We start from the raw sequence: 19,149 nt of genomic DNA, 5'->3' as shown, positions 1-19,149 counted from the left end.
GATGTTCGAGTCCCTGAAAGGCTTCGGAGTCACCTTCGGCACCATGTTCAAGAAGGTGGTGACGGAGGAGTACCCCGAGGTCAAGAAGGTGACCGCGCCGCGGTTCCACGGCCGTCACCAGCTCAACCGGCACCCGGACGGGCTGGAGAAGTGCGTCGGCTGCGAGCTGTGCGCGTGGGCCTGCCCGGCGGACGCGATCTTCGTCGAGGGTGGTGACAACACCGAGGAGGCGCGGTTCTCCCCCGGTGAGCGCTTCGGCGCCGACTACCAGATCAACTACCTGCGCTGCATCGGCTGCGGCCTGTGCATCGAGGCGTGCCCGACCCGTTCGCTCACGATGACGAACGAGTACGAGCTCGCCGACGACAACCGCCAGGACCTGATCTTCACCAAGGAAGACCTGCTCGCCCCGCTGCTGCCCGGCATGGAGCAGCCGCCGCACCCGATGCGGCTCGGCGAGAACGAGCAGGACTACTACGTCAACGGCCCGCGGCTCGCGAAGGAGGCTCAGCAGTGAGCCTCCTGGCTTTCCTCGCCCAGCAGCCGGAGCCCGTGCAGCGCGTGGTCGACACCGTGACCACGGGCGAGGCGATCATGTTCTGGATCCTCGGCCCGCTCGCGCTGGCCGGTGCGCTCGGCATGCTCTTCGCGCGCAACGCGGTGCACTCCGCGCTGTGGCTCGTCGTGACGATGCTCAGCCTCGGCATGATGTACATGGTCCAGCAGGCGCCGTTCCTCGGCTTCGTGCAGATCATCGTCTACACCGGCGCGATCATGATGCTGTTCCTGTTCGTGCTGATGATGGTCGGCCGCGACAGTTCGGACTCCGTCGTCGAAGTGATCCGCGGACAACGACTCGCGGCCGCGCTGCTCGGCATCGGGTTCGCCGTGCTGCTGGTCGGCTCGGTCGGCCGCGCGCTGAACGGTGTCGACGCCCGCGGCCTCGCCGAGGCGAACACCACCAACGGCGGCAACGTCGGCAACATCGGCCAGAAGCTCTTCACGGACTACCTGTTCGCGTTCGAGCTCACGTCGGCGCTGCTGATCACCGCCGCCCTCGGCGCGATGATCCTGGCCTTCGTCGGCCGCGACGGGAAGCCCTCCAAGAAGACGCAGAAGGAACTCGTCGAGGAGCGCTTCCAGGACGGCAAGCGGGTCGGCTCGCTGCCCGGCCCCGGCGTCTTCGCCACCGCCAACTCGGTGGCCACCCCCGCCCTGCTGCCCGACGGCACCGTGGCGGAGGAGTCGCTGTTCGAGGTCATCGAGGCGACCGACAAGGCCACGCTCTCGGACGACGTCGCCGACGTGGCCGGCACCGGGCACGAGGCCGACGCGCACGCGCTCAAGGGAAGTGAGTCGTGACTCCCACGTACTACCTGCTGCTGTCGGCACTGCTGTTCAGCATCGGCGCCGTCGGCGTCCTGGTGCGCCGCAACGCCATCGTGGTCTTCATGTGCGTCGAGCTCATGCTCAACGCGGTCAACCTGAGCCTCGTGACGTTCGCGCGGATCAACGGCTCGCTCGACGGTCAGGTGATGGCGTTCTTCGTGATGGTCGTCGCCGCGGCGGAGGTCGTCGTCGGCCTCGCGATCATCATGTCCATCTTCCGGACGCGTCGCTCGGCCTCGGTCGACGACTCGAACCTGCTGAAGTACTGAGGGGTCACCGGTGACGGAACCTGTTGTCGCCAGCGGGGTCGCGAGCTTCGCCTGGTTGTTGCTCGCGCTGCCCGCGTTCGGTGCGGCGGTGCTGTTGGTCAGTGGCAGGCGCGCCGACAAGTGGGGTCACCTGCTCGGCAGTGCCACGCTGCTGGCGTCGTTCGGCTACGCGCTCGCGTTGTTCTTCTCGACGATCGGCATCTCGAACGCAGAGGAGCGGGTGCAGAACCTGCACCTGTTCAACTGGATCGACGTCAACGCGCTGACCGTCGCGTTCGGACTGCGGATCGACCCGCTGTCGCTGACGTTCGTGCTGCTGATCACCGGTGTGGGCTCGCTGATCCACATCTACTCGATCGGCTACATGGCGCACGAGGAAGGCAGGCGGAAGTTCTTCGCCTACCTCAACCTCTTCGTCTCGGCGATGCTCCTGCTGGTGCTGGGCAACGGCTTCGTGACCCTGTACTTCGGCTGGGAGGGCGTCGGTCTCGCCTCGTACCTGCTGATCGGCTGGTACCAGTACAAGCCGGAAGCGGCATCGGCGGCCAAGAAGGCCTTCCTGATGAACCGCGTCGGTGACCTGGGCCTCGCGATCGCGATCTTCCTGATGTTCAACAAGCTCGGGACCACGCAGTACACCGAGGTCTTCAGCCGCGTCGGCGAGTTCTCCTCCGCCGAGGTCCTCGCGATCACGCTGCTGCTGCTCCTGGGTGCCTGCGGCAAGTCGGGTCAGTTCCCGCTCCAGGCCTGGTTGCCGGACGCGATGGCCGGCCCGACCCCGGTGTCCGCACTGATCCACGCGGCGACCATGGTCACCGCGGGCGTGTACCTGATCGCCCGCTCCAACCCGCTCTACAACCTGAGCGAGGACGGCCGGCTGGTCGTCATGATCATCGGTGGCGTCACGCTGCTGATCGGTTGCATCATCGGTTGCGCCTACGACGACTTCAAGAAGGTCCTGGCGTACTCGACGGTCTCGCAGATCGGTTACATGATCCTCGCGGTGGGCCTCGGCCCGATCGGCTACGCGCTGGGCATCATGCACCTGCTGACGCACGGTTTCTTCAAGGCAGGGCTCTTCCTCGGTGCCGGTTCGGTCATGCACGGCATGAACGACGAGGGCAACATCCGCCGGATGGGCGGGCTCGCGAAGTACCTGCCGATCACGTTCGTCACGTGGACGCTCGGCTACCTCGCGCTGATCGGCATCCCGCCGTTCGCGGGCTACTTCTCGAAGGACGCCATCATCGCGGCGGCGTTCACCGGGGAGGGCTGGCGCCCGTACGTCTTCGGTGGTGTCGCACTGCTCGGTGCCGCGCTGACCGCGTTCTACATGACGCGCCTGCTGATCCTCGTCTTCCTGGGCAAGCCCCGCTGGAAGGAACTCAAGACCGAGGACGGCAAGGAATACCACCCGCACGAGTCCCCGCTGACGATGACCGTTCCGATGATCATCCTCGCGGTCGGCTCGATCGGTGGCGGCTGGTTCCTCTCTTCCGGCGGACGTCTGGCCGGCTGGCTGGAGCCCTCGCTGGGCGAGCTGAAGGAAGAGCACGGTGTGATCTCGCACGGCATGGTCGGGATCCTGACCGTCGTGCTCGCCCTGGTGGGCGCCGGTCTCGCGTTCCTGCTCTTCGGCCGCGGCAAGCAGCCGGTCGAGCGTCCGGTGCGCGTGTCGTTCCCGGTGCGCGCGGCCCGTGCGGACCTCTACGGCAACGCACTGAACGAGGCCCTGTTCGCGCGGCCGGGCACCTGGCTCACCCGCGCGCTGGTGTTCCTCGACCTCAAGGGCGTCGACGGTGTGGTCAACGGCACCGCGGCGCTGCTCGGCGGTAGCTCCGGCCGGTTGCGCAGGCTGCAGACCGGGTTCGTCCGCTCCTACGCACTGTCCATGCTGCTGGGCTCGATCTTCGTGCTCGGGGCGCTCCTGGTGGTGAGGTTCTCGTGACCTGGGTTCTGATCGCACTGCTGGTGGTGCCGCTGGTCGGCGCGCTGGTGGTGGCGTTCCTGCGCAAGGACGACAAGAAGGCCAAGCTCGTCGCGTTGGCGTTCTCCGTCGTCGAGCTCGTGCTCGCCGTTCTGCTCTGGGCCGCCTACGACCCGAACGGCGACCGCATCCAGCTCGCCGCGGGCGTGGACTGGATCCCGGCGTTCGGCGTGCGGCTGCAGTTCGGCATCGACGGCATCGCGCTGGTGATGATCGCGGTCATCGCGCTGCTGATCCCGCTGGTGATCGGTGCCGGCTGGACGGAGAAGCTGCCCGCCGGCCGTTCGCAGGGCGGGTACCTCTCGCTGATCCTGATCCAGGAGGCCGTGACGGTCGCGGTGTTCGCCGCCACCGACGTCTTCCTGTTCTACGTGCTCTTCGAAGTCATGCTCATCCCGATGTACTTCCTGATCGGCGGCTACGGCGGCGCGCGCAGGCAGTACGCGGCGGTCAAGTTCTTCCTGTACTCGTTCCTCGGCGGCCTGATCATGCTGGCCTCCGCGATCGGCGCCTACGCGATGGCGTCGGACGAGCTGGGCAAGGGCACGTTCGACTGGGCGACGCTGGTGAAGGTGGTCAGCGACGCCGACTCGACGACGCAGACCTGGCTGTTCCTCGGCTTCTTCCTGGCGTTCGCGATCAAGGCGCCGCTCGTGCCGTTCCACACCTGGCTGCCCGACGCGGCCGCCGAGGCGCCCATCGGCGTCACGGTGATCGTCGTCGGCATCCTGGACAAGGTCGGCACGTTCGGCATGCTGCGCTACCTGCTGCCGATGTTCCCGGAGGCGTCGAAGAACCTGGCGCCGTTCGTGCTCGTGCTCGCGGTGGCCGGTGTCCTTTATGGATCGCTGCTCGCCACGGGCCAGCGGGACATGAAGCGGTTCCTCGCCTACGTCTCGATCGCCCACTTCGGCTTCATCGCGCTCGGCATCTTCTCGTTCACGTCGCAGGCAGGCGTGGGCTCGGTGTCGTACATGCTCAACCACTCGGTCTCGACCGGCATGCTGATCCTGGTGGTCGGCATGGTGATCGCGCGCGGTGGTTCGTCGCTGATCTCCGACTACGGCGGCATGTCGAAGGTGGCCCCGCTGCTCGCGGGCATGCTGCTGCTGTCGGGTCTGACCACGCTGTCGCTGCCGGGCACGAACTCGTTCGTCTCGGAGTTCCTCGTGCTGATCGGCTCGTTCCCGACGCAGCCGGTGTTCACGATCATCGCGACGGTCGGCATGGTGCTCGCGGCGCTCTACGTGCTGTGGCTCTACCAGCGGATCATGACCGGCCCGCTGCGCGGCGACGCGCTGCTGGGTGCGGCCGCCGGACCGGGTGCCGTCGGTGACCCGGAGAAGAAGACGGCCATCGGTGATCTCAACAAGCGTGAGATCGCAGTGCTGGCACCGCTCGTTGTCATCGTGCTGGCGCTCGGGTTCTACCCGCAGCCGGTGCTCGACGTCATCACCCCGACCGTTGGGGCGACGCTGACCGAGGTCGGCGTGACCGACCCGGTCACCGTGCAGGAAGGCAAGTGACGTGAACCTTCTCGTCGCTCAGGCGCAGACGATCGAGGCGCCGGAGATCGATTACGGCGCCATCGCGCCGCTGCTGATCGTGCTCGGCGCCGCATGCGTCAGCGTGCTGCTGGAAGCGTTGCTGCCCAAGCATCAGCGGTGGGCCGTGCAGCTCGTGCTCACGCTCGTGACGCTGGTCGGTGCCGTTGGCGCACTGATCGTCTACGCGACGTCGGAGCGTCCCGAGCAGGGCGTGGCGACGCTGGCGGGGGCGATCGCGGTCGACTCGCCGTCGCTCTTCCTGTGGGCCACGTTGCTGGTGCTGGGATTCGGCTCGGTGTTGCTGATCGCCGACCGCTCGGTGGAGCCCGGTGGCGCGTTCGTGGCGCAGGCCGCGATCCGTCCGGGCACCGTGCAGGACCGCGCGCAGGCGACGAAGACCGGCATGCAGACCGAGGTCTTCCCGCTCACGCTGTTCGCGCTCGGCGGCATGATGACGTTCGTCGCCTCGAACGACCTGCTGACGATGTTCATCGCGCTGGAAGTCCTGTCGCTGCCGCTGTACATCCTGTGCGGCCTGGCTCGCCGCCGTCGCCTGCTCTCGCAGGAAGCGGCTGTGAAGTACTTCCTGCTCGGCGCTTTCGCCTCCGCGTTCTTCCTGTACGGCGTTGCTCTGCTGTACGGCTACGCGGGTTCGGTGAAGCTCTCGGCCATCGCGACCGCCGCCGGCGGCACGGACCGTTCCGACACGCTGCTGTTCGCGGGCTTCGGCCTTCTGGTGGTGGGCCTGCTGTTCAAGGCCGCCGTCGGCCCGTTCCACGCCTGGACTCCGGACGTGTACCAGGGCGCACCGACGCCGGTGACGGCGTTCATGGCCGCGTGCACCAAGGTCGCCGCGTTCGGCGGCATCCTGCGTGTGCTCACGGTCGCGTTCGAGAACACGCAGTGGGAATGGCGTGGCGTGCTCTACGGCGTCGCGGTCGTGTCGATGGTGATCGGCGCGATCCTGGGCCTCACCCAGACCGACGTGAAGCGCATGATCGCGTACTCCTCGGTGGCGCACGCGGGCTTCCTGCTGATCGGCTCCATCGCGCTGACGCCCGAGGGCGACGCCCCCGGTGTGAGCGCGACCATGTTCTACCTGCTGGCGTACGGCTTCACCACGATCGCCGCGTTCGGCATCGTGTCGCTGGTCCGTAACTCGGACGGCGAGGCGACGCACCTGTCGCAGTGGGCGGGTCTCGCGAAGCGGTCGCCGATCGTGGCGGCCACCTTCACGTTCCTGCTGCTGGCCCTGGCGGGCATTCCGCTGACGTCCGGCTTCATCGGCAAGTTCGTCGTGTTCAGCGCGGCGATCGAGGCCGGCCTGACGCCGCTCGTGGTGATCGCACTGGTGGCCTCGGCCATCGCGGCGTTCTTCTACCTGCGGGTGATCGTGCTGATGTACTTCAGCGACCCGGCTCCGGACGGCCCGACCGTGACGGTGCCCGGCGCGTTCACCACGATCGCGATCACGTTGGGTGCCGTGGTGACCTTGGTGCTGGGTTTGTGGCCCACGTTCGTGCTCGATTGGGCGGGTACCGGCTCCTTCCTCAGCTAGGTGTACGTAGTCTGCTGGTGTGACCAGTAGCGAGCATGTGGGACCGGGGTTCGCGTTGGTGGACCCCGTGCTCACCGAGGTAGTCCAGGACGGCCTGGCCGAGGTGGAGCGCAATCTGCACGACGTCGTGCAGAGCGAGTTCGCCCCGGTGACGGAAACCTCGCTTCACCTTGTGGAGGCGGGCGGGAAGCGGATCCGCCCGCTCTTCACACTGCTCGCATCGCAGTTCGGCGCCGACTGGGACCGGGACAAGGTCATCAAGGCGGCCACTGTGGTCGAGCTCACCCACCTCGCGACGCTCTACCACGACGACGTCATGGACGAGGCGACCATGCGGCGCGGAGCGGTCTCCGCGAACGTCAAGTGGGACAACAGCATCGCGATCCTGACGGGCGACTTCCTGTTCGCCCACGCGTCCCGGCTCACCGCCGATCTGGGCACGGACGCGGCGCGGATCATCGCGGAGACCTTCTCGGTCCTGGTGACCGGTCAGATGCGCGAGACCGTCGGCCCGAAGCCGGACGAGGACCCGATCTCCCACTACCTCAAGGTGATCGAGGAGAAGACGGGCGTCCTGATCGCCACCGCCGCCAGGTTCGGCGGCATGTTCTCCGACGCGACCGAGGAGCAGACGGACGCGTTGCGCCGCTACGCCGACGTGATCGGGGCGGCGTTCCAGATCTCGGACGACGTGATCGACATCGCGTCGCCGTCCGTGGAGTCGGGCAAGACCCCCGGCACCGATCTGCGCGAGGGCGTCAAGACGCTGCCGATGCTCTACGCGCTGGCCGACCCGTCCGAGACGCGGCTCGCCGAACTGCTGGCGGGGCCGATCACCGACGACGTGCTGGTGGACGAGGCCCTGACGCTGCTGCGCAAGTCGTCCGGCATGGACAAGGCCCGCGAGACGCTCGACGACTACGCGGACCGGGCTCGCACGGAACTCGGCAAGCTGCCGGAGTGCGCCGCCCGTGACGCTCTCGAGGAGCTCGCGGTCTACGTCGTGGAGCGTTCTCGCTAGCGATCAGCTGACCGGCGCGAGCGTTTGCTTGCGCCGGTTCCTCAGCCCGTCGACCGTGAAGATCGCGAGCGCCAGCCAGACGAGGGCGAACCCGATCCACCTGCTGGCCGGCATCGGTTCGTGCACCACGAACACGCCCCAGGCGAACTGCAGCACCGGAGCCAGGTACTGCAGCATGCCCATCGTGATCAGCGGAATCCGTTGCGCGCCTGCGCCGAACAACACCAGCGGGACCGCCGTGACGATGCCGGTGCTCAGGAGCAGCAACGTGTGGTCGGCGCCCGCGGTGGTGAAGGTGTTCGCGCTGCCGAGGAAGAGCAGGTACACGAGCGCGATCGGGGCGATCACCGCGCTCTCTGCGGTGAGGCTGGTGATGGAGTCCAGCGGCACCTTCTTCTTGAGCAGGCCGTAGACGCCGAACGAGAAGCCGAGGACCAGCGAGATGATCGGCAGCCTGCCGTAGTCGACGGTGAGCACGATCACAGCGACGACGACCACAGCGATCGCTACGGTCTGCGGCAGCCGCACGCGTTCCTTCAGGAAGATCATGCCGAGCGCCACGCTCACCAGTGGCGTGATGAAGTAGCCGAGCGCGGCCTCCACGACGTGGTGGGCGTTGACCGCGTAGATGTAGGTGCCCCAGTTGACCGTGATCAACACGGCCGCTGCGGTAACGATCAGCCAGCCTTTTCCGGATAGATCGAGGAAAGGGCGCCACCGTCGGAGGATCATGACGACGATGGCGAGCGTGACGAACGACCAGACGATCCGGTGTGCGAGCACCTCGACCGGCTGGGCGGGTACGAGGAGTGGCCAGTACGCCGGGAACAGGCCCCAAAGGACGTAGGCGAGTGCGCCGTAGGTGAGTCCTCGCCCCTGGGTGTGAACTTCTGGCGAAGTGATGGCCGAGGTTGTCAGAGGGGGCACAAAATCCCACTCTACGCTGGGCTTTCCACCCGTTATTTGCGCTGAACGGCGTAGTGACGGAGCATCATCAAAGGCACTGTAGTTTGGCCCTGCTCACCCTTCCGAGTGAGTGGGGTCGGAGTGTGGTCGTAGAAGGGGCTTACCCGTGAACATCTTCGGGCAGGTCTGGCTGTGGAGCCTGCTGTCCTTCGTTGCGGGAGTACTGCTCACCTGGTTGGTGATGGTGCGCCCCGCACGCAAGCAGATTGCCGACCTGGATGATCAACTTCTCGACGCGCGTCGTTCGGCCTCGCCGGTCGCCGCGCCAGTTCCCGTCGACGACTTCGTGGTCGACGAGTGGGATGCGCCGCCGCGGTCGCTGAGCGACGACGTGCTGACGCCGCCCACGCCCGTTCCGGCGTTGCCGCCCGCGCCCGCGCCGTACGCGGAGCCGCCGGCGTACTTCGGTGAGCCCGTGCCGGCTCCCGCTCCGGCGCCCCTCCCGGTTCCGGCGCCGCTCCCGGTCGTGGAGGAGCCAGAGCCCGCGCCGTACGAGAGCGCGCCGTTCGAGACCACCACGTACGAGACGACGACGTTCGAGGCCCAGCCCGAGGTCGAGGAGGAGCCGGCCGCACCGGTCCGCCAGTACCTGGAGCCGGAGGAGGCCCAGCGCCGCTTCGAGGAGCAGCTGGCCGAGCAGAAGGCACTCGCCGAAGCCGACGACGACCGTCCGCGGTCGCTGTTCGAGCGTCTCGGCCCGGAGGACGTCCCCGCCGAGACCCCGGCGGAGCAGACGACGGTCCTACAGCTCTCCGGCCTGGAGGCCGCGGACTTCGACGACGAGCCGGAGCTCCCGTCCGAGCAGACGTCGTACGTGCCCACGGTGCCGCCGGCCGTACCGGTCGCCGAGCCCGGTGCCCCGGCCACGCAGCCGACCGCGGGGCCGGAGGTCGACGAGCAGGCCGACGACTTCATCTACCAGCCGCGCGAGGTGTGGGCCCAGGAGGAGCAGGAGGCGTTCCTCGACGAGGCCGCCGAGCAGGAGGACGAGCCCACCGGCACCCGCTCCGAGCAGACGACGTTCATCGCCGTCGAAGAGGGCAGCTGGCCGGACAACGACCTCACCGGTGAGTACCCCGGCCTGCGCGACGAGATCTCCGGTCAGCTGGACGGCTTCACCGAACCCGCGCACGAGGTCGAGCCCGAGTCGCCGGCCGAGCAGACCGGCCTGATCGAGCCGATCGTCGAGCCGGTCGACCTGGACGCGCCGAGCGTCCGCAACGGCGTCTTCGAGTCGACGCTGGCCGAGGAGCAGGAGTTCACGGAGCCCGAGGCCGAGGCGGAGCCCGAACCGGAGCCGGAGCCCGCGCAGGAGTCCGCGCACGCGCTGCGCGAGGAGCCTGAGCCGGTCTTCGAGCCCGTGTACGAGGAGTTCGTCGAGCCCGAGGTCAGCTACACCCAGTCGCTGTTCTCCCAGCCGTTCTCGACCCCCGGCGCCCCGGCGCCCGCGCCGTTCTCGGCGTTCGAGCCGCGCGTGGAGCTCGACGAGGTCCCGGAGCGCACCCCGCGTGCGGTCGGTGCCGCGTTCTCCCACGGGATCGAGACGCCTGTCGCACCGGTGGCGCCGCCCGCGCCGGTCGCCGAGGCCCGGCGCTCGCTGTTCGAGCCGCTGCTGGAGGCCGACGAGCCGTTGCCGGCTCTCGGGCAGACCCGTTCGCTGCCGGACACGAGCAACGACCAGCCGTTCGTGCCGAAGTTCGTGCCGAGCGACGAGCCGCTGCTCGCCGCCCCGCCCGAGCCCGAACCGATCATCGAGGACCTGCCGCCGCGGCACACCGAGGCGGGCCTGCCGATCCGCGAGGCCCGGCGCACCACGCCGCAGCGTCAGCAGAGCTTCCCGGCGTTCCAGGCGTTCGAGTCCCCGAAGCCGGAACCGCAGCCGACGCCCGCCGCACTGCCGGCCCGCCCGCGTCCCGTCGGATTCTCGCCGTCCACCGGCGGCCGTCCGAACGGAACGCCCGCGGGCAGCCCGTCGGGGGCGAGGTTCCAGCAGCCGGAGGGCTTCAACCCGCGCTCGCCGTTCGGTCCTGGCTCGGTGCTGCCGAAGTCGGACGGCCACGCGCCGGCCGCGGACTTCGCGGTGAAGGCCACGCTGACCGGTCGCCGCTACTACGCCGAGGGCTCCGCGAACTTCGTGGAGACGCGGGCCGACGTGTGGTTCCGCACCGAGGCGGACGCCGAGAAGGCCGGTTTCCGTCCCGCCCCCTGATCGATCACCGCCAAATGGAACGCTGTTCTGGCTGCGGATGACGTGCGTCGATAGCTTCGACGCATGTCATCCGAGCTGGCGAAATCCCAGATCTCCTCGACCATCGTGGACTCGATCGAGGATCTGAAGGGCACCCACCACGGCTTCCGCCGCGCCCACGCCCGAGGCTTCGTCTACGAAGCCGTGTTCACGCCCAACGGTGCCGCGGCGCCGTTCACCACCGCCCCGCATCTCCAGGGTGCACCGGTCCGCGCGACCGTTCGCTTCTCGCACACCGACGCCAACCCGCACGCGTTCGACAGCGACCGTTCGGTGCGGGGGTTCGCGACGAAGTTCCACCTCGCCGACGGCACCAACACCGACCTGGTGATGGTGAACGTGCAGCGGTTCGTGGCGGCGACGCCTGAGGAGTTCGTGGAGTTCATCAAGGCCGCCAAGGCGGACACCGATGCCCACGACCCGTCCGTGCCGCACATCAAGTCGTTCGTCGGCGCGCATCCGACCGTCGGCCCCGCGCTGGTGGCGGCCAAGACCATCGCGATCCCGGACAGCTACGGCACCACGCAGTACTGGGCCATCCACGCGTTCCTGTGGCGTGACGCTTCCGGTGTGGTGCGCCCGATCCGCTACTCGTGGGTGCCGGAGGCGGGCATCGTCGACGCGACTGATTCGTCGTCGTGGACCCCGCACCACCTCACCGAGGAACTGCGCGACCGGCTGCCGATCTCGTTCGTGCTGCGCGTGACGTTCGGCGAGCCGGGCGACCCGACGCACGACTCGACGGTGGCGTGGCCGGACGACCGCCGGTCCGTCGACGTCGGCCGGATCGAGATCATCGGGGAGGCGCCGGACCAGGAGTACTGGCAGTCGCAGGTGTTCGACCCGACCTCGCTCGTCGACGGCATCGAGCTCTCGGACGACCCGGTGCTGGCCGCTCGCAGCACGATCTACGCCGTCTCGTACGACCGCCGCTCGCACCAGAGGTGACAAAAGGCCCCCACCGCGTTCGGTGGGGGCCTTTCAGCGGTTCCGGGGTCAGCCGACCACGGTCCAGGTGTCCTTGCCGTGCAACAGCTTGCTCAGGTCCGCGGCCTTGGCGTTCTTGGCCTCGTTGACCTGTGCGCGCACGCCGTCGTCGTACGTCGCGCGGTCTGCCCGCCGGAACACACCCGTGACGGTGTGCGTGAGGTCCTGCGTCGACAGCCGCGAGAGCGCGAACGACAGGTTCAGGTCCGACGCGTCGTGCACGACGATGTCGCTCGCGTCCACGTCCGCGGACTTCGCGACCGCGAGCCCGAAGCCCTCGCGCACCACGCAGTACTCGCCTTCACGACCGAACCTGATCGGCTCGCCGTCGACGACGTTGATGATCCGCCGCTGTGCCTCGTCCGCGTCCTTCAGCACGTCGAACGCGCCGTCGTTGAAGATCGGGCAGTTCTGGTAGATCTCCACGAGCGCCGAGCCGCGGTGTTCCGCGGCCTGGCGCAGCACCGAGGTGAGACCGGCCTTGTCCGAGTCGAGTGCCCGGCCCACGAAGGAGGCCTCCGCGCCCAGTGCCAGCGACACCGGGTTGAACGGGTGGTCGACCGAGCCGATCGGAGTCGACTTGGTGACCTTGCCCGGTTCCGAGGTCGGCGAGTACTGGCCCTTGGTGAGGCCGTAGATCCTGTTGTTGAACAGCAGGATCTTGAGGTTCACGTTGCGCCGCAACGTGTGGATCAGGTGGTTGCCGCCGATGGACAGCGCGTCACCGTCACCGGTCACCACCCACACGCTCAGGTCCGGCCGTGCCACGGCGAGACCCGTGGCGATGGCCGGCGCACGGCCGTGGATGGAGTGCATGCCGTAGGTGTTCATGTAGTACGGGAAGCGGGACGAGCACCCGATGCCCGAGACGAACACGATGTTCTCGCGCTTGAGACCCAGCGACGGCAGGAACGACTGCATGGTGTTGAGCACGATGTAGTCGCCACAGCCGGGGCACCAGCGGACCTCCTGGTCCGACTTGTAGTCCCTGGCCGACTGCTTCTCGTCGGTGGTGGGAACCCCGGTCAAGCCGGGGAGTCCGATGTCGATAGCGGTCACGCCGACACCCCCTTGATCACGTCAGCGAGCACGTCCTGCAGCTCTTCCGCCTTGAAGGGCAGGCCCTGCACCTTGGTGTACGACACGGCGTCCACCAGATACTTCGCCCTCAGCAGCAACGCCAGCTGGCCGAGGTTCATTTCCGGCACGATGACCTTCTCGTACGACTTCAGCACGTCACCCAGGTTCTTGGGGAACGGGTTGAGGTGCCGCAGGTGCGCGTGCGCGACCGGAAGGCCGAGCTTGCGCACCCGGCGTGCGGCCGCGCCGATCGGGCCGTAGGACGAACCCCAGCCGACGACCAGGACCTTCGCGTTGCCGTCCGGGTCCTCGACCACGACGTCCGGCACCTCGATGCCGTCGATCTTCGCCTGACGCAGGCGGACCATCTTGTCGTGGTTGTCGGGGTCGTACGAGATGTTGCCGGTGATGTCCTGCTTCTCCAGACCGCCGATGCGGTGCTGCAGACCAGGGGTGCCCGGTACCGCCAACGGCCGGGCCAGCGTCTCCGGATCACGGGAGTACGGCTGGAAGTTCTCCGGATCCGTCGCGAACTCGACGGTCAGGTCCGGCAGCGTCTCGACGTCGGGGATCATCCACGGCTCGGAGCCGTTCGCGATCGCGCCGTCGCTCAGGAACAGCACCGGCGTGCGGTACTTCAGCGCGATCCTGGTCGCGTCGACCACGGCGTCGAAGCAGTCCGAAGGGGACTGCGGCGCCACGATCGGCACGGGCGACTCGCCGTTGCGGCCGAACATCGCCTGCAGCAGGTCGGCCTGCTCGGTCTTCGTCGGCAGCCCGGTGGACGGGCCACCGCGCTGCACGTCGATCACGAGCAGCGGCAGTTCGGTCATCACGCCTAGGCCGATGGTCTCGGACTTCAGCGCGATGCCGGGGCCGGACGTCGACGTCACGCCGATCGCACCGCCGTAGGACGCGCCGAGGGCGATGCCGATGCCCGCGATCTCGTCCTCGGCCTGCACCGTGGTGATGTCGAAGTTCTTGTGCTTGCTCAGTTCGTGCAGGATGTCCGACGCCGGCGTGATCGGGTACGTGCCGAGCACGACCGGCAGGCCCGACAGCTGCGCCGCCGCGACGATGCCGTACGCCGTCGCCGTGTTGCCGGTGATCTGGCGGTACGTGCCGACGTTGAGCTTCGCGGGCGCCACCTCGTAGGTGACGGCGAAGGCCTCGGTCGTCTCGCCGTAGTAGAAGCCGGCGCGGAACGCCAGGACGTTGGCCTCGGCGATGTCGGGCTTCTTCGCGAACTTCTCGCGCAGGAACCGTTCCGTGCCTTCGGTCGGCCGGTGGTACATCCACGACAGCAGGCCGAGCGCGAACATGTTCTTCGCGCGTTCGGCGTCCTTCTTGCCGAGGCCGGTCTCCTCGAGGGCGCCGATGGTCAATGTCGCCATGGCGACCTTGTGGACCTGGAACTTCTCGAGCGAGTCGTCCTCGAGCGGATTCGAGTCGTACCCGACCTTCGTCAGGTTCCGCTTCGAGAACTCGTCGGTGTTGACGATGAGGATGCCGCCGTCCGGCAGGTCGACGACGTTCGCCTTGAGCGCGGCCGGGTTCATCGCGACGAGAACGTCGGGACGGTCGCCGGGCGTCAGGATGTCGTAGTCGGCGAAGTGCAGCTGGAACGACGACACACCGGGCAGCGTGCCCTGTGGTGCGCGGATCTCGGCGGGGAAGTTGGGCTGCGTGGCGAGGTCGTTGCCGAACGCCGCCGCTTCCGACGTGAACCGGTCTCCAGTGAGCTGCATACCGTCACCGGAGTCGCCGGCGAAGCGGATCACAACGCGATCCAGCTTGCGAGTCTCAGTGCTCATTCCTACGCCGATACCTCTCTCCAAGGGTGGCCGTGCCCCACCACGAGGGTAGTCGCCAGGACCGCCTGCGAGACGGGCCGTGTACCACCAGGCGAGACGAACTGTCCCATCTGCCGCACCGGGTCCTTAACTAGACGGTAAGCACAGCGCTACCAGCGGATACCCGAATGCGGCAGACGTCACCCTCGATACCTGTTACCCAAGGTAACACCTACCGCCCGCTGATCCGAGCCTTCATCGCGGCAAGCCTCGCAGCGAACTCTGGAGTGTCGATCGAAGTCACCTGTGGCGTCAGCTCGGTCTCCACCGCTTCCGCGTGGTCGTCGAGAACATCGGTCAGGCGCATCGTCGCCTTGATGGTCCGGACGAGTTCCCCTGGTGCCTCCGCGGATGCCCTAGCCAGCTCTTTCGCTACTGCCAGTGGGTCTTCGGCCCTGGCGTAAGCGAGCCCTTGGGTGACGGCCTGGTCGGCGTCCAAGATCTGCCCGAAGAGCGTCATGGCCGTCGCGGTCTGCCGGTTGGTGATCCGCTGCAACATCCACGTCATACCGCCGCCGGGGTGGATGCCGAGCTGCAGGAACCGGGCGTCGAACCTCGCTTTCGGCCCGGCGATCCGCACGTCCGCCGCCAGCGCGAGGTTGAGCCCGGCGCCGACCGCCGCGCCGTTGACCGCGGCGATCGTCGGGATCTTGGCGTCGGCCACCGCGAGGAAGCCCTTGTAGATCTTCTTGAGGCCTTCGTCCTTGGAGTTGCCGAGCTGGGTGAGGTCCGCGCCGGCGCAGAACGCGGGCGGCGCACCCGTGATGATCAGCGCGTTGGCTTCTCGTTCCGCTTCCTCGACCTTGTCCGCGAGCTCCTGCGACAGGTCGATCGTCAGTGCGTTGCGCCGCTCCGGGTCGTTGATCGTGATCACCGCGACGGATTCGTCGAACTCCAGCAGAACCTCAGCCATGCCCAGAACCCTAGGGCGCCAGCGGCCGGTCCAGGAGCCGGGACAACACGACCGTCGACACGGTCCTGTCGATGATCTCGACGGCCCGCAGCCGCTCCAGCGCGGTCTCCAGGTGATGGATGTCCGCGGCCCGCAGGTGCACGATCGCGTCCGCCGCCCCGGACACCGTATAAGCAGCGCTGACCTCGGCCATCGGCTCCAGCCGGTGCTGGATGTCGTGCGGCGCGACGTTCCCCTTGCAGTGCACCTCGACGAACGCCTCAGTACCCCACCCGAGCGCCTCCGGATCGACCACGGCCGTGAACCCCCGCAGCACCCCCGTGTCCAGCAGTTTGTCCACCCGCCGCTTCACCGCGGGAGCGCTCAACCCCACCTCCTTGCCGATCTCCGCGTAGCTGGAACGGGCGTTGGCCATGAGGCACGAAATGATTCGCTGGTCGATGCTGTCCACACGCAACATTCTGCCCTAGTTAACGCAATGTCGCGGCGTTGATCGATGGTCTAACCGCCGTTTACATTTCGATCCATGACCGTATCCATCTCCGGGCCCGGCGAGCCGATCACGCTCGACATCGCCACGCCCCTAGCGCCGACGCGCATGCCGACGACCCGTCGGTACCTGATGTGCCCGCCGACGTACTTCACGGTGGAGTACGCCATCAACCCGTGGATGGATCCCACCCAGCCGACCAGTACGACGCTGGCCGTGGAGCAGTGGACCGCGCTCAAGGAGACCTACGAGCGCCTGGGCCACGACGTACAGGTCATCGAGCCGGTAGCCGGCCTCCCCGACATGGTGTTCTCCGCGAACAGCGGCACCGTGATCGACGGCCGAGTGCTGGGCTCCCGCTTCCGAGCCGAACAACGCAGCGCCGAGGCCGACCACTTCCGCCGCTGGTTCCTGTCGTCGGGCTACAACTCGGTCGTCATGCCCACCGCCGTGAACGAGGCCGAGGGCGACTTCACCTGGACCGGCTCCCTGCTGCTGGCCGGCACGGGCTTCCGCACAGACCCAGGCGCACACGGCGAGGCCCAAGAGGTCCTGGGCGTGCCCGTGGTGTCGTTGCAGCTGGTCGACCCACGCTTCTACCACCTCGACGTGGCCCTGTTCATGCTCGACGACCAGTCCCCGACCCCACTGGTCGCCTACTACCCGGAAGCCTTCTCGCCGGGCTCCCAGCAGGTCCTTCGCCGCCTCTTCCCGGACGCCGTGATCGCCAACGACGACGACGCCGTCTGCCTGGGCCTGAACGCGGTCTCCGACGGCAAGCACGTCGTCATGCCGTTCGAGGCGACCCACCTCGCGGAGCAGGTGGCGCGGCGCGGGTTCGAGCCCGTGCTCGTGGACATCTCGGAGCTGCGCAAGTCGGGCGGCGGCCCGAAGTGCTGCACGATGGAACTGCGCGGCTGACCTCGCCCACGCAGTGCCGTTCCGCAGTTCCTGCGTGAAGGGCCGAAATGCCGGTTGACCTGGTCTGATGCTGCCAACGACGTCAGCGCCGCAGGTCACCGTCTGCCGCTAACTGCGTCGGTCTGCCACGGCTCACGGAACATGCACGGAACAGAAAACGCCCCGAGCAAGATCATTGCTCGGGGCGTTCTCATATGAGCCTACCTGCCAAAACGCTGCTCACTCGGTGTTGTCGCCGTCCTCCTGGCCCTCCTGGCCCGCGTCGATTTCGCCGAGTAGTTCCGTGATCTTCTGGTTGGACGTGTCCCGCTGACCGTCCATCACCTTCGCGTAGACCTTCAGCAGAACGTCGACGGTGTGGCCCGCACGCTCGGCGACCTCGGTCGGGGGTACGCCGGCCGCGAGCCACGTCGACACAGCGGCATACGGATCTCCCGCCAGCGGCGAGGCGAATTGTTGCGGCGACAGCCCGACCTTCCGCGTCTTCTTCCGCGCGTCCGTGTAGACCGTCGCGCCCGCTGATTTTCCCGCAGGGGAGTGCTCATTTAATTTGCTTATCCAGCAAATTCCTCAGTCTGTTCCTTGCGTGTCTTATGCTGGATCTGACGGTTGATTCACGCATGTCCATCGCCTCTGCAATTTCTCTGGTGGTGAAACCGTCTAGCCACCACGCCAACGCGACTCGCTGGCGTTGCGGCAGGGTGCCGAGTAGTTCGATTATTTCGTGTCGTTGCCGAAACTCGGAGTCGCTAAAAGTCAAGCCGCTAGCATTTGCGAGCTCCTCGACATCCCCAGGGCTGCCAGCGAGCTCGACCCTTTTTCGCGTGTACGCGGTACGGGCTGCGGCACGCGCCGCGACGACGCGTACCCATTTTGATGGAGATTCAATGGAATCCCACTGCTGATAAAGCAGCCATAGGGACTCCTGGGCGGCGTCTTCGGCATCATTTAGGGTGTAGCCCAAGTAAGTAAGAAAAGCTATCAATCTAGGTAGCTCTGCGCGATGGAATTCGGAAAAGGCGGCCACCCCTGGCGTATTGGGATTGCCAGGGGTGGCTGTCGTGTTCTTGTTATCCGTCGCCACGGTCGCTAGGGTTGCGGTCGCGCTGGACGCGCCATTCGTCAAGCGCTTGTTTGTAGTCTCGCAGCCATGAAATTGAACGCTTGACCTTGTTGGAGATCGTGCGTCCAAACGTAAAGAGAAGGCGCATTACGTATCGGAAGCACTGCGTCAGGAGAAGCCCGCCAATGATTGGTAGGGCAAGCCTAAGGACTTCCTTGACGTCGTCCGCTCCGATCGGCGGCGGGACCTCAAGGTAGATCAAGTCGATCACTGCGAGGGTGAGGAGGAAGGAGACCCACCGGGGCATGCCGCCGCGGGTCTCTCCAGTCCTGCTCACCGCGTCTGTCGGCGCGGTCACTATCCCTCTTTCACACCTCGGGAGGCTGGTGCCGTCTTCCGCCACAGATTCCGGCAACCGGGCCTCAGCCCTTCAAGTTGGCGTTCAGTCTGGACTGTGATCGGCTTGCGCGCCACGATCGACGCCTGCTGAGAGATGAGGGTCACACTCCGTGTGTGGCACATCTGTGATAGATGCGAATGCTAAGGATCCTCGCATGTGACCCCAGTCACATGCTTTGCACTTTGTGGAGGCTTAGCACCTACTGGGTGCTGTGACTGCAATCGGAACTCCCGGACTCGGTGATGTTCCCCCAGAGTCGTGGCGCAGGAGTCTGTGCCTCGGAGGGCCCGCCGCTTTCTTCCGCCACGAAGATTCGGGCGGCGGGTCCTAGCCTAAGTGTGAGCGCGCAGTCCCTACCTGCAAAAACGCTGCTCACTCGGTGTTGTCGCCGTCCTCCTGGCCCTCCTGGCCCGCGTCGATTTCGCCGAGTAGTTCCGTGATCTTCTGGTTGGACGTG

The 19,149-nt window shown here is 67.1% G+C and carries 17 protein-coding genes; 10 read left to right on the top strand and 7 right to left on the bottom strand.

Annotated features, from left to right (window positions below; all coding sequences use genetic code 11):
• Position 1 precedes the first annotated feature (1 nt).
• Genes nuoI through ACH413_RS24155 form a run of 7 tightly spaced genes read left to right on the top strand, consistent with a single transcriptional unit; the run spans position 2 to position 7,771 of the window.
• A complete protein-coding gene (gene nuoI, locus ACH413_RS24185) occupies positions 2-517 on the top strand; it encodes an NADH-quinone oxidoreductase subunit NuoI (protein WP_090065930.1) in 516 nt (171 codons plus the stop codon).
• A complete protein-coding gene (locus tag ACH413_RS24180; protein WP_360046993.1) occupies positions 514-1,362 on the top strand; it encodes an NADH-quinone oxidoreductase subunit J in 849 nt (282 codons plus the stop codon). Before nuoI ends, ACH413_RS24180 begins: the two co-directional genes overlap by 4 nt.
• Entirely contained in the window at positions 1,359-1,658 is a 300-nt protein-coding gene (gene nuoK / locus ACH413_RS24175; RefSeq protein WP_030473209.1) for an NADH-quinone oxidoreductase subunit NuoK, read from the top strand. The genes ACH413_RS24180 and nuoK overlap by 4 nt, the downstream gene beginning before the upstream one ends.
• A gap of 10 nt (positions 1,659-1,668) precedes the next feature.
• Positions 1,669-3,606, top strand: coding sequence for an NADH-quinone oxidoreductase subunit L (gene nuoL, locus ACH413_RS24170; RefSeq protein ID WP_360046994.1), 1,938 nt, complete (start codon positions 1,669-1,671; stop codon positions 3,604-3,606).
• The gene (locus ACH413_RS24165) at positions 3,603-5,171 is read left to right on the top strand and encodes an NADH-quinone oxidoreductase subunit M (RefSeq protein WP_360046995.1); all 1,569 of its coding nucleotides are present in this window, start codon (positions 3,603-3,605) and stop codon (positions 5,169-5,171) included. The genes nuoL and ACH413_RS24165 overlap by 4 nt, the downstream gene beginning before the upstream one ends.
• 1 nt (position 5,172) lies before the next feature.
• Complete coding sequence (gene nuoN, locus ACH413_RS24160; protein ID WP_360046996.1) at positions 5,173-6,750, top strand: NADH-quinone oxidoreductase subunit NuoN; 1,578 nt, start codon at positions 5,173-5,175, stop codon at positions 6,748-6,750.
• Positions 6,751-6,787: 37 nt separating this feature from the next.
• Entirely contained in the window at positions 6,788-7,771 is a 984-nt protein-coding gene (locus tag ACH413_RS24155) for a polyprenyl synthetase family protein (RefSeq protein ID WP_360047092.1), read from the top strand.
• Positions 7,772-7,774: 3 nt separating this feature from the next.
• Here the strand turns inward: ACH413_RS24155 and rarD are convergent, their stop codons facing one another.
• A complete protein-coding gene (rarD, locus tag ACH413_RS24150; RefSeq protein WP_360046997.1) occupies positions 7,775-8,698 on the bottom strand; it encodes an EamA family transporter RarD in 924 nt (307 codons plus the stop codon).
• Positions 8,699-8,843: 145 nt separating this feature from the next.
• Between rarD and ACH413_RS24145 the strand changes: the two genes are divergently transcribed.
• Positions 8,844-10,946, top strand: a complete 2,103-nt coding sequence (locus tag ACH413_RS24145; RefSeq protein ID WP_360046998.1) for a hypothetical protein — start codon at positions 8,844-8,846, stop codon at positions 10,944-10,946.
• A 63-nt stretch (positions 10,947-11,009) separates the two neighbouring features.
• Positions 11,010-11,933 carry a catalase family peroxidase gene (locus tag ACH413_RS24140; RefSeq protein WP_360046999.1) on the top strand — a complete coding sequence of 308 codons (924 nt, stop codon included), beginning with the start codon at positions 11,010-11,012 and terminating at the stop codon, positions 11,931-11,933.
• Positions 11,934-11,981: 48 nt separating this feature from the next.
• Here the strand turns inward: ACH413_RS24140 and ACH413_RS24135 are convergent, their stop codons facing one another.
• The 4 genes from ACH413_RS24135 to ACH413_RS24120 all read right to left on the bottom strand — a co-directional run bounded on the left by ACH413_RS24135 (position 11,982) and on the right by ACH413_RS24120 (position 16,269).
• A complete protein-coding gene (locus ACH413_RS24135) occupies positions 11,982-13,031 on the bottom strand; it encodes a 2-oxoacid:ferredoxin oxidoreductase subunit beta (protein ID WP_360047000.1) in 1,050 nt (349 codons plus the stop codon).
• The gene (locus ACH413_RS24130) at positions 13,028-14,866 is read right to left on the bottom strand and encodes a 2-oxoacid:acceptor oxidoreductase subunit alpha (RefSeq protein WP_360047001.1); all 1,839 of its coding nucleotides are present in this window, start codon (positions 14,864-14,866) and stop codon (positions 13,028-13,030) included. The genes ACH413_RS24135 and ACH413_RS24130 overlap by 4 nt, the downstream gene beginning before the upstream one ends.
• A gap of 211 nt (positions 14,867-15,077) precedes the next feature.
• Entirely contained in the window at positions 15,078-15,818 is a 741-nt protein-coding gene (locus ACH413_RS24125; RefSeq protein WP_360047002.1) for an enoyl-CoA hydratase, read from the bottom strand.
• Positions 15,819-15,828: 10 nt separating this feature from the next.
• Complete coding sequence (locus tag ACH413_RS24120; RefSeq protein WP_035913697.1) at positions 15,829-16,269, bottom strand: Lrp/AsnC family transcriptional regulator; 441 nt, start codon at positions 16,267-16,269, stop codon at positions 15,829-15,831.
• A gap of 147 nt (positions 16,270-16,416) precedes the next feature.
• Here ACH413_RS24120 and ddaH point away from each other — a divergent pair, with 147 nt between their 5' ends.
• Positions 16,417-17,229, top strand: a complete 813-nt coding sequence (gene ddaH / locus ACH413_RS24115; RefSeq protein ID WP_360047093.1) for a dimethylargininase — start codon at positions 16,417-16,419, stop codon at positions 17,227-17,229.
• A 219-nt stretch (positions 17,230-17,448) separates the two neighbouring features.
• Here the strand turns inward: ddaH and ACH413_RS24110 are convergent, their stop codons facing one another.
• Together ACH413_RS24110 and ACH413_RS24105 are read right to left on the bottom strand one after the other, a co-directional pair.
• A complete protein-coding gene (locus tag ACH413_RS24110) occupies positions 17,449-17,646 on the bottom strand; it encodes a hypothetical protein (RefSeq protein ID WP_360047003.1) in 198 nt (65 codons plus the stop codon).
• 124 nt (positions 17,647-17,770) lie between these two features.
• Entirely contained in the window at positions 17,771-18,313 is a 543-nt protein-coding gene (locus ACH413_RS24105) for a sigma-70 family RNA polymerase sigma factor (protein WP_360047004.1), read from the bottom strand.
• Between the last annotated feature and the right edge of the window lie 836 nt (positions 18,314-19,149).

Origin of the sequence: Lentzea sp. NPDC020367, assembly GCF_044387305.1 — a bacterium.
In the GTDB taxonomy this organism is placed as follows: domain Bacteria; phylum Actinomycetota; class Actinomycetes; order Mycobacteriales; family Pseudonocardiaceae; genus Lentzea.
This window is presented reverse-complemented; position numbering and strand designations above follow the sequence as displayed.

Bases quoted from the DNA above. Each gene is read 5' to 3' on its own strand.
- nuoI (WP_090065930.1), top strand. From the start codon at position 2: ATGTTCGAGTCCCTGAAAGGCTTCGGAGTCACCTTCGGCACCATGTTC.
- ACH413_RS24140 (WP_360046999.1), top strand. From the start codon at position 11,010: ATGTCATCCGAGCTGGCGAAATCCCAGATCTCCTCGACCATCGTGGAC.
- ACH413_RS24130 (WP_360047001.1), bottom strand. From the start codon at position 14,866: ATGAGCACTGAGACTCGCAAGCTGGATCGCGTTGTGATCCGCTTCGCC.
- ACH413_RS24125 (WP_360047002.1), bottom strand. From the start codon at position 15,818: ATGGCTGAGGTTCTGCTGGAGTTCGACGAATCCGTCGCGGTGATCACG.
- ddaH (WP_360047093.1), top strand. From the start codon at position 16,417: ATGCCGACGACCCGTCGGTACCTGATGTGCCCGCCGACGTACTTCACG.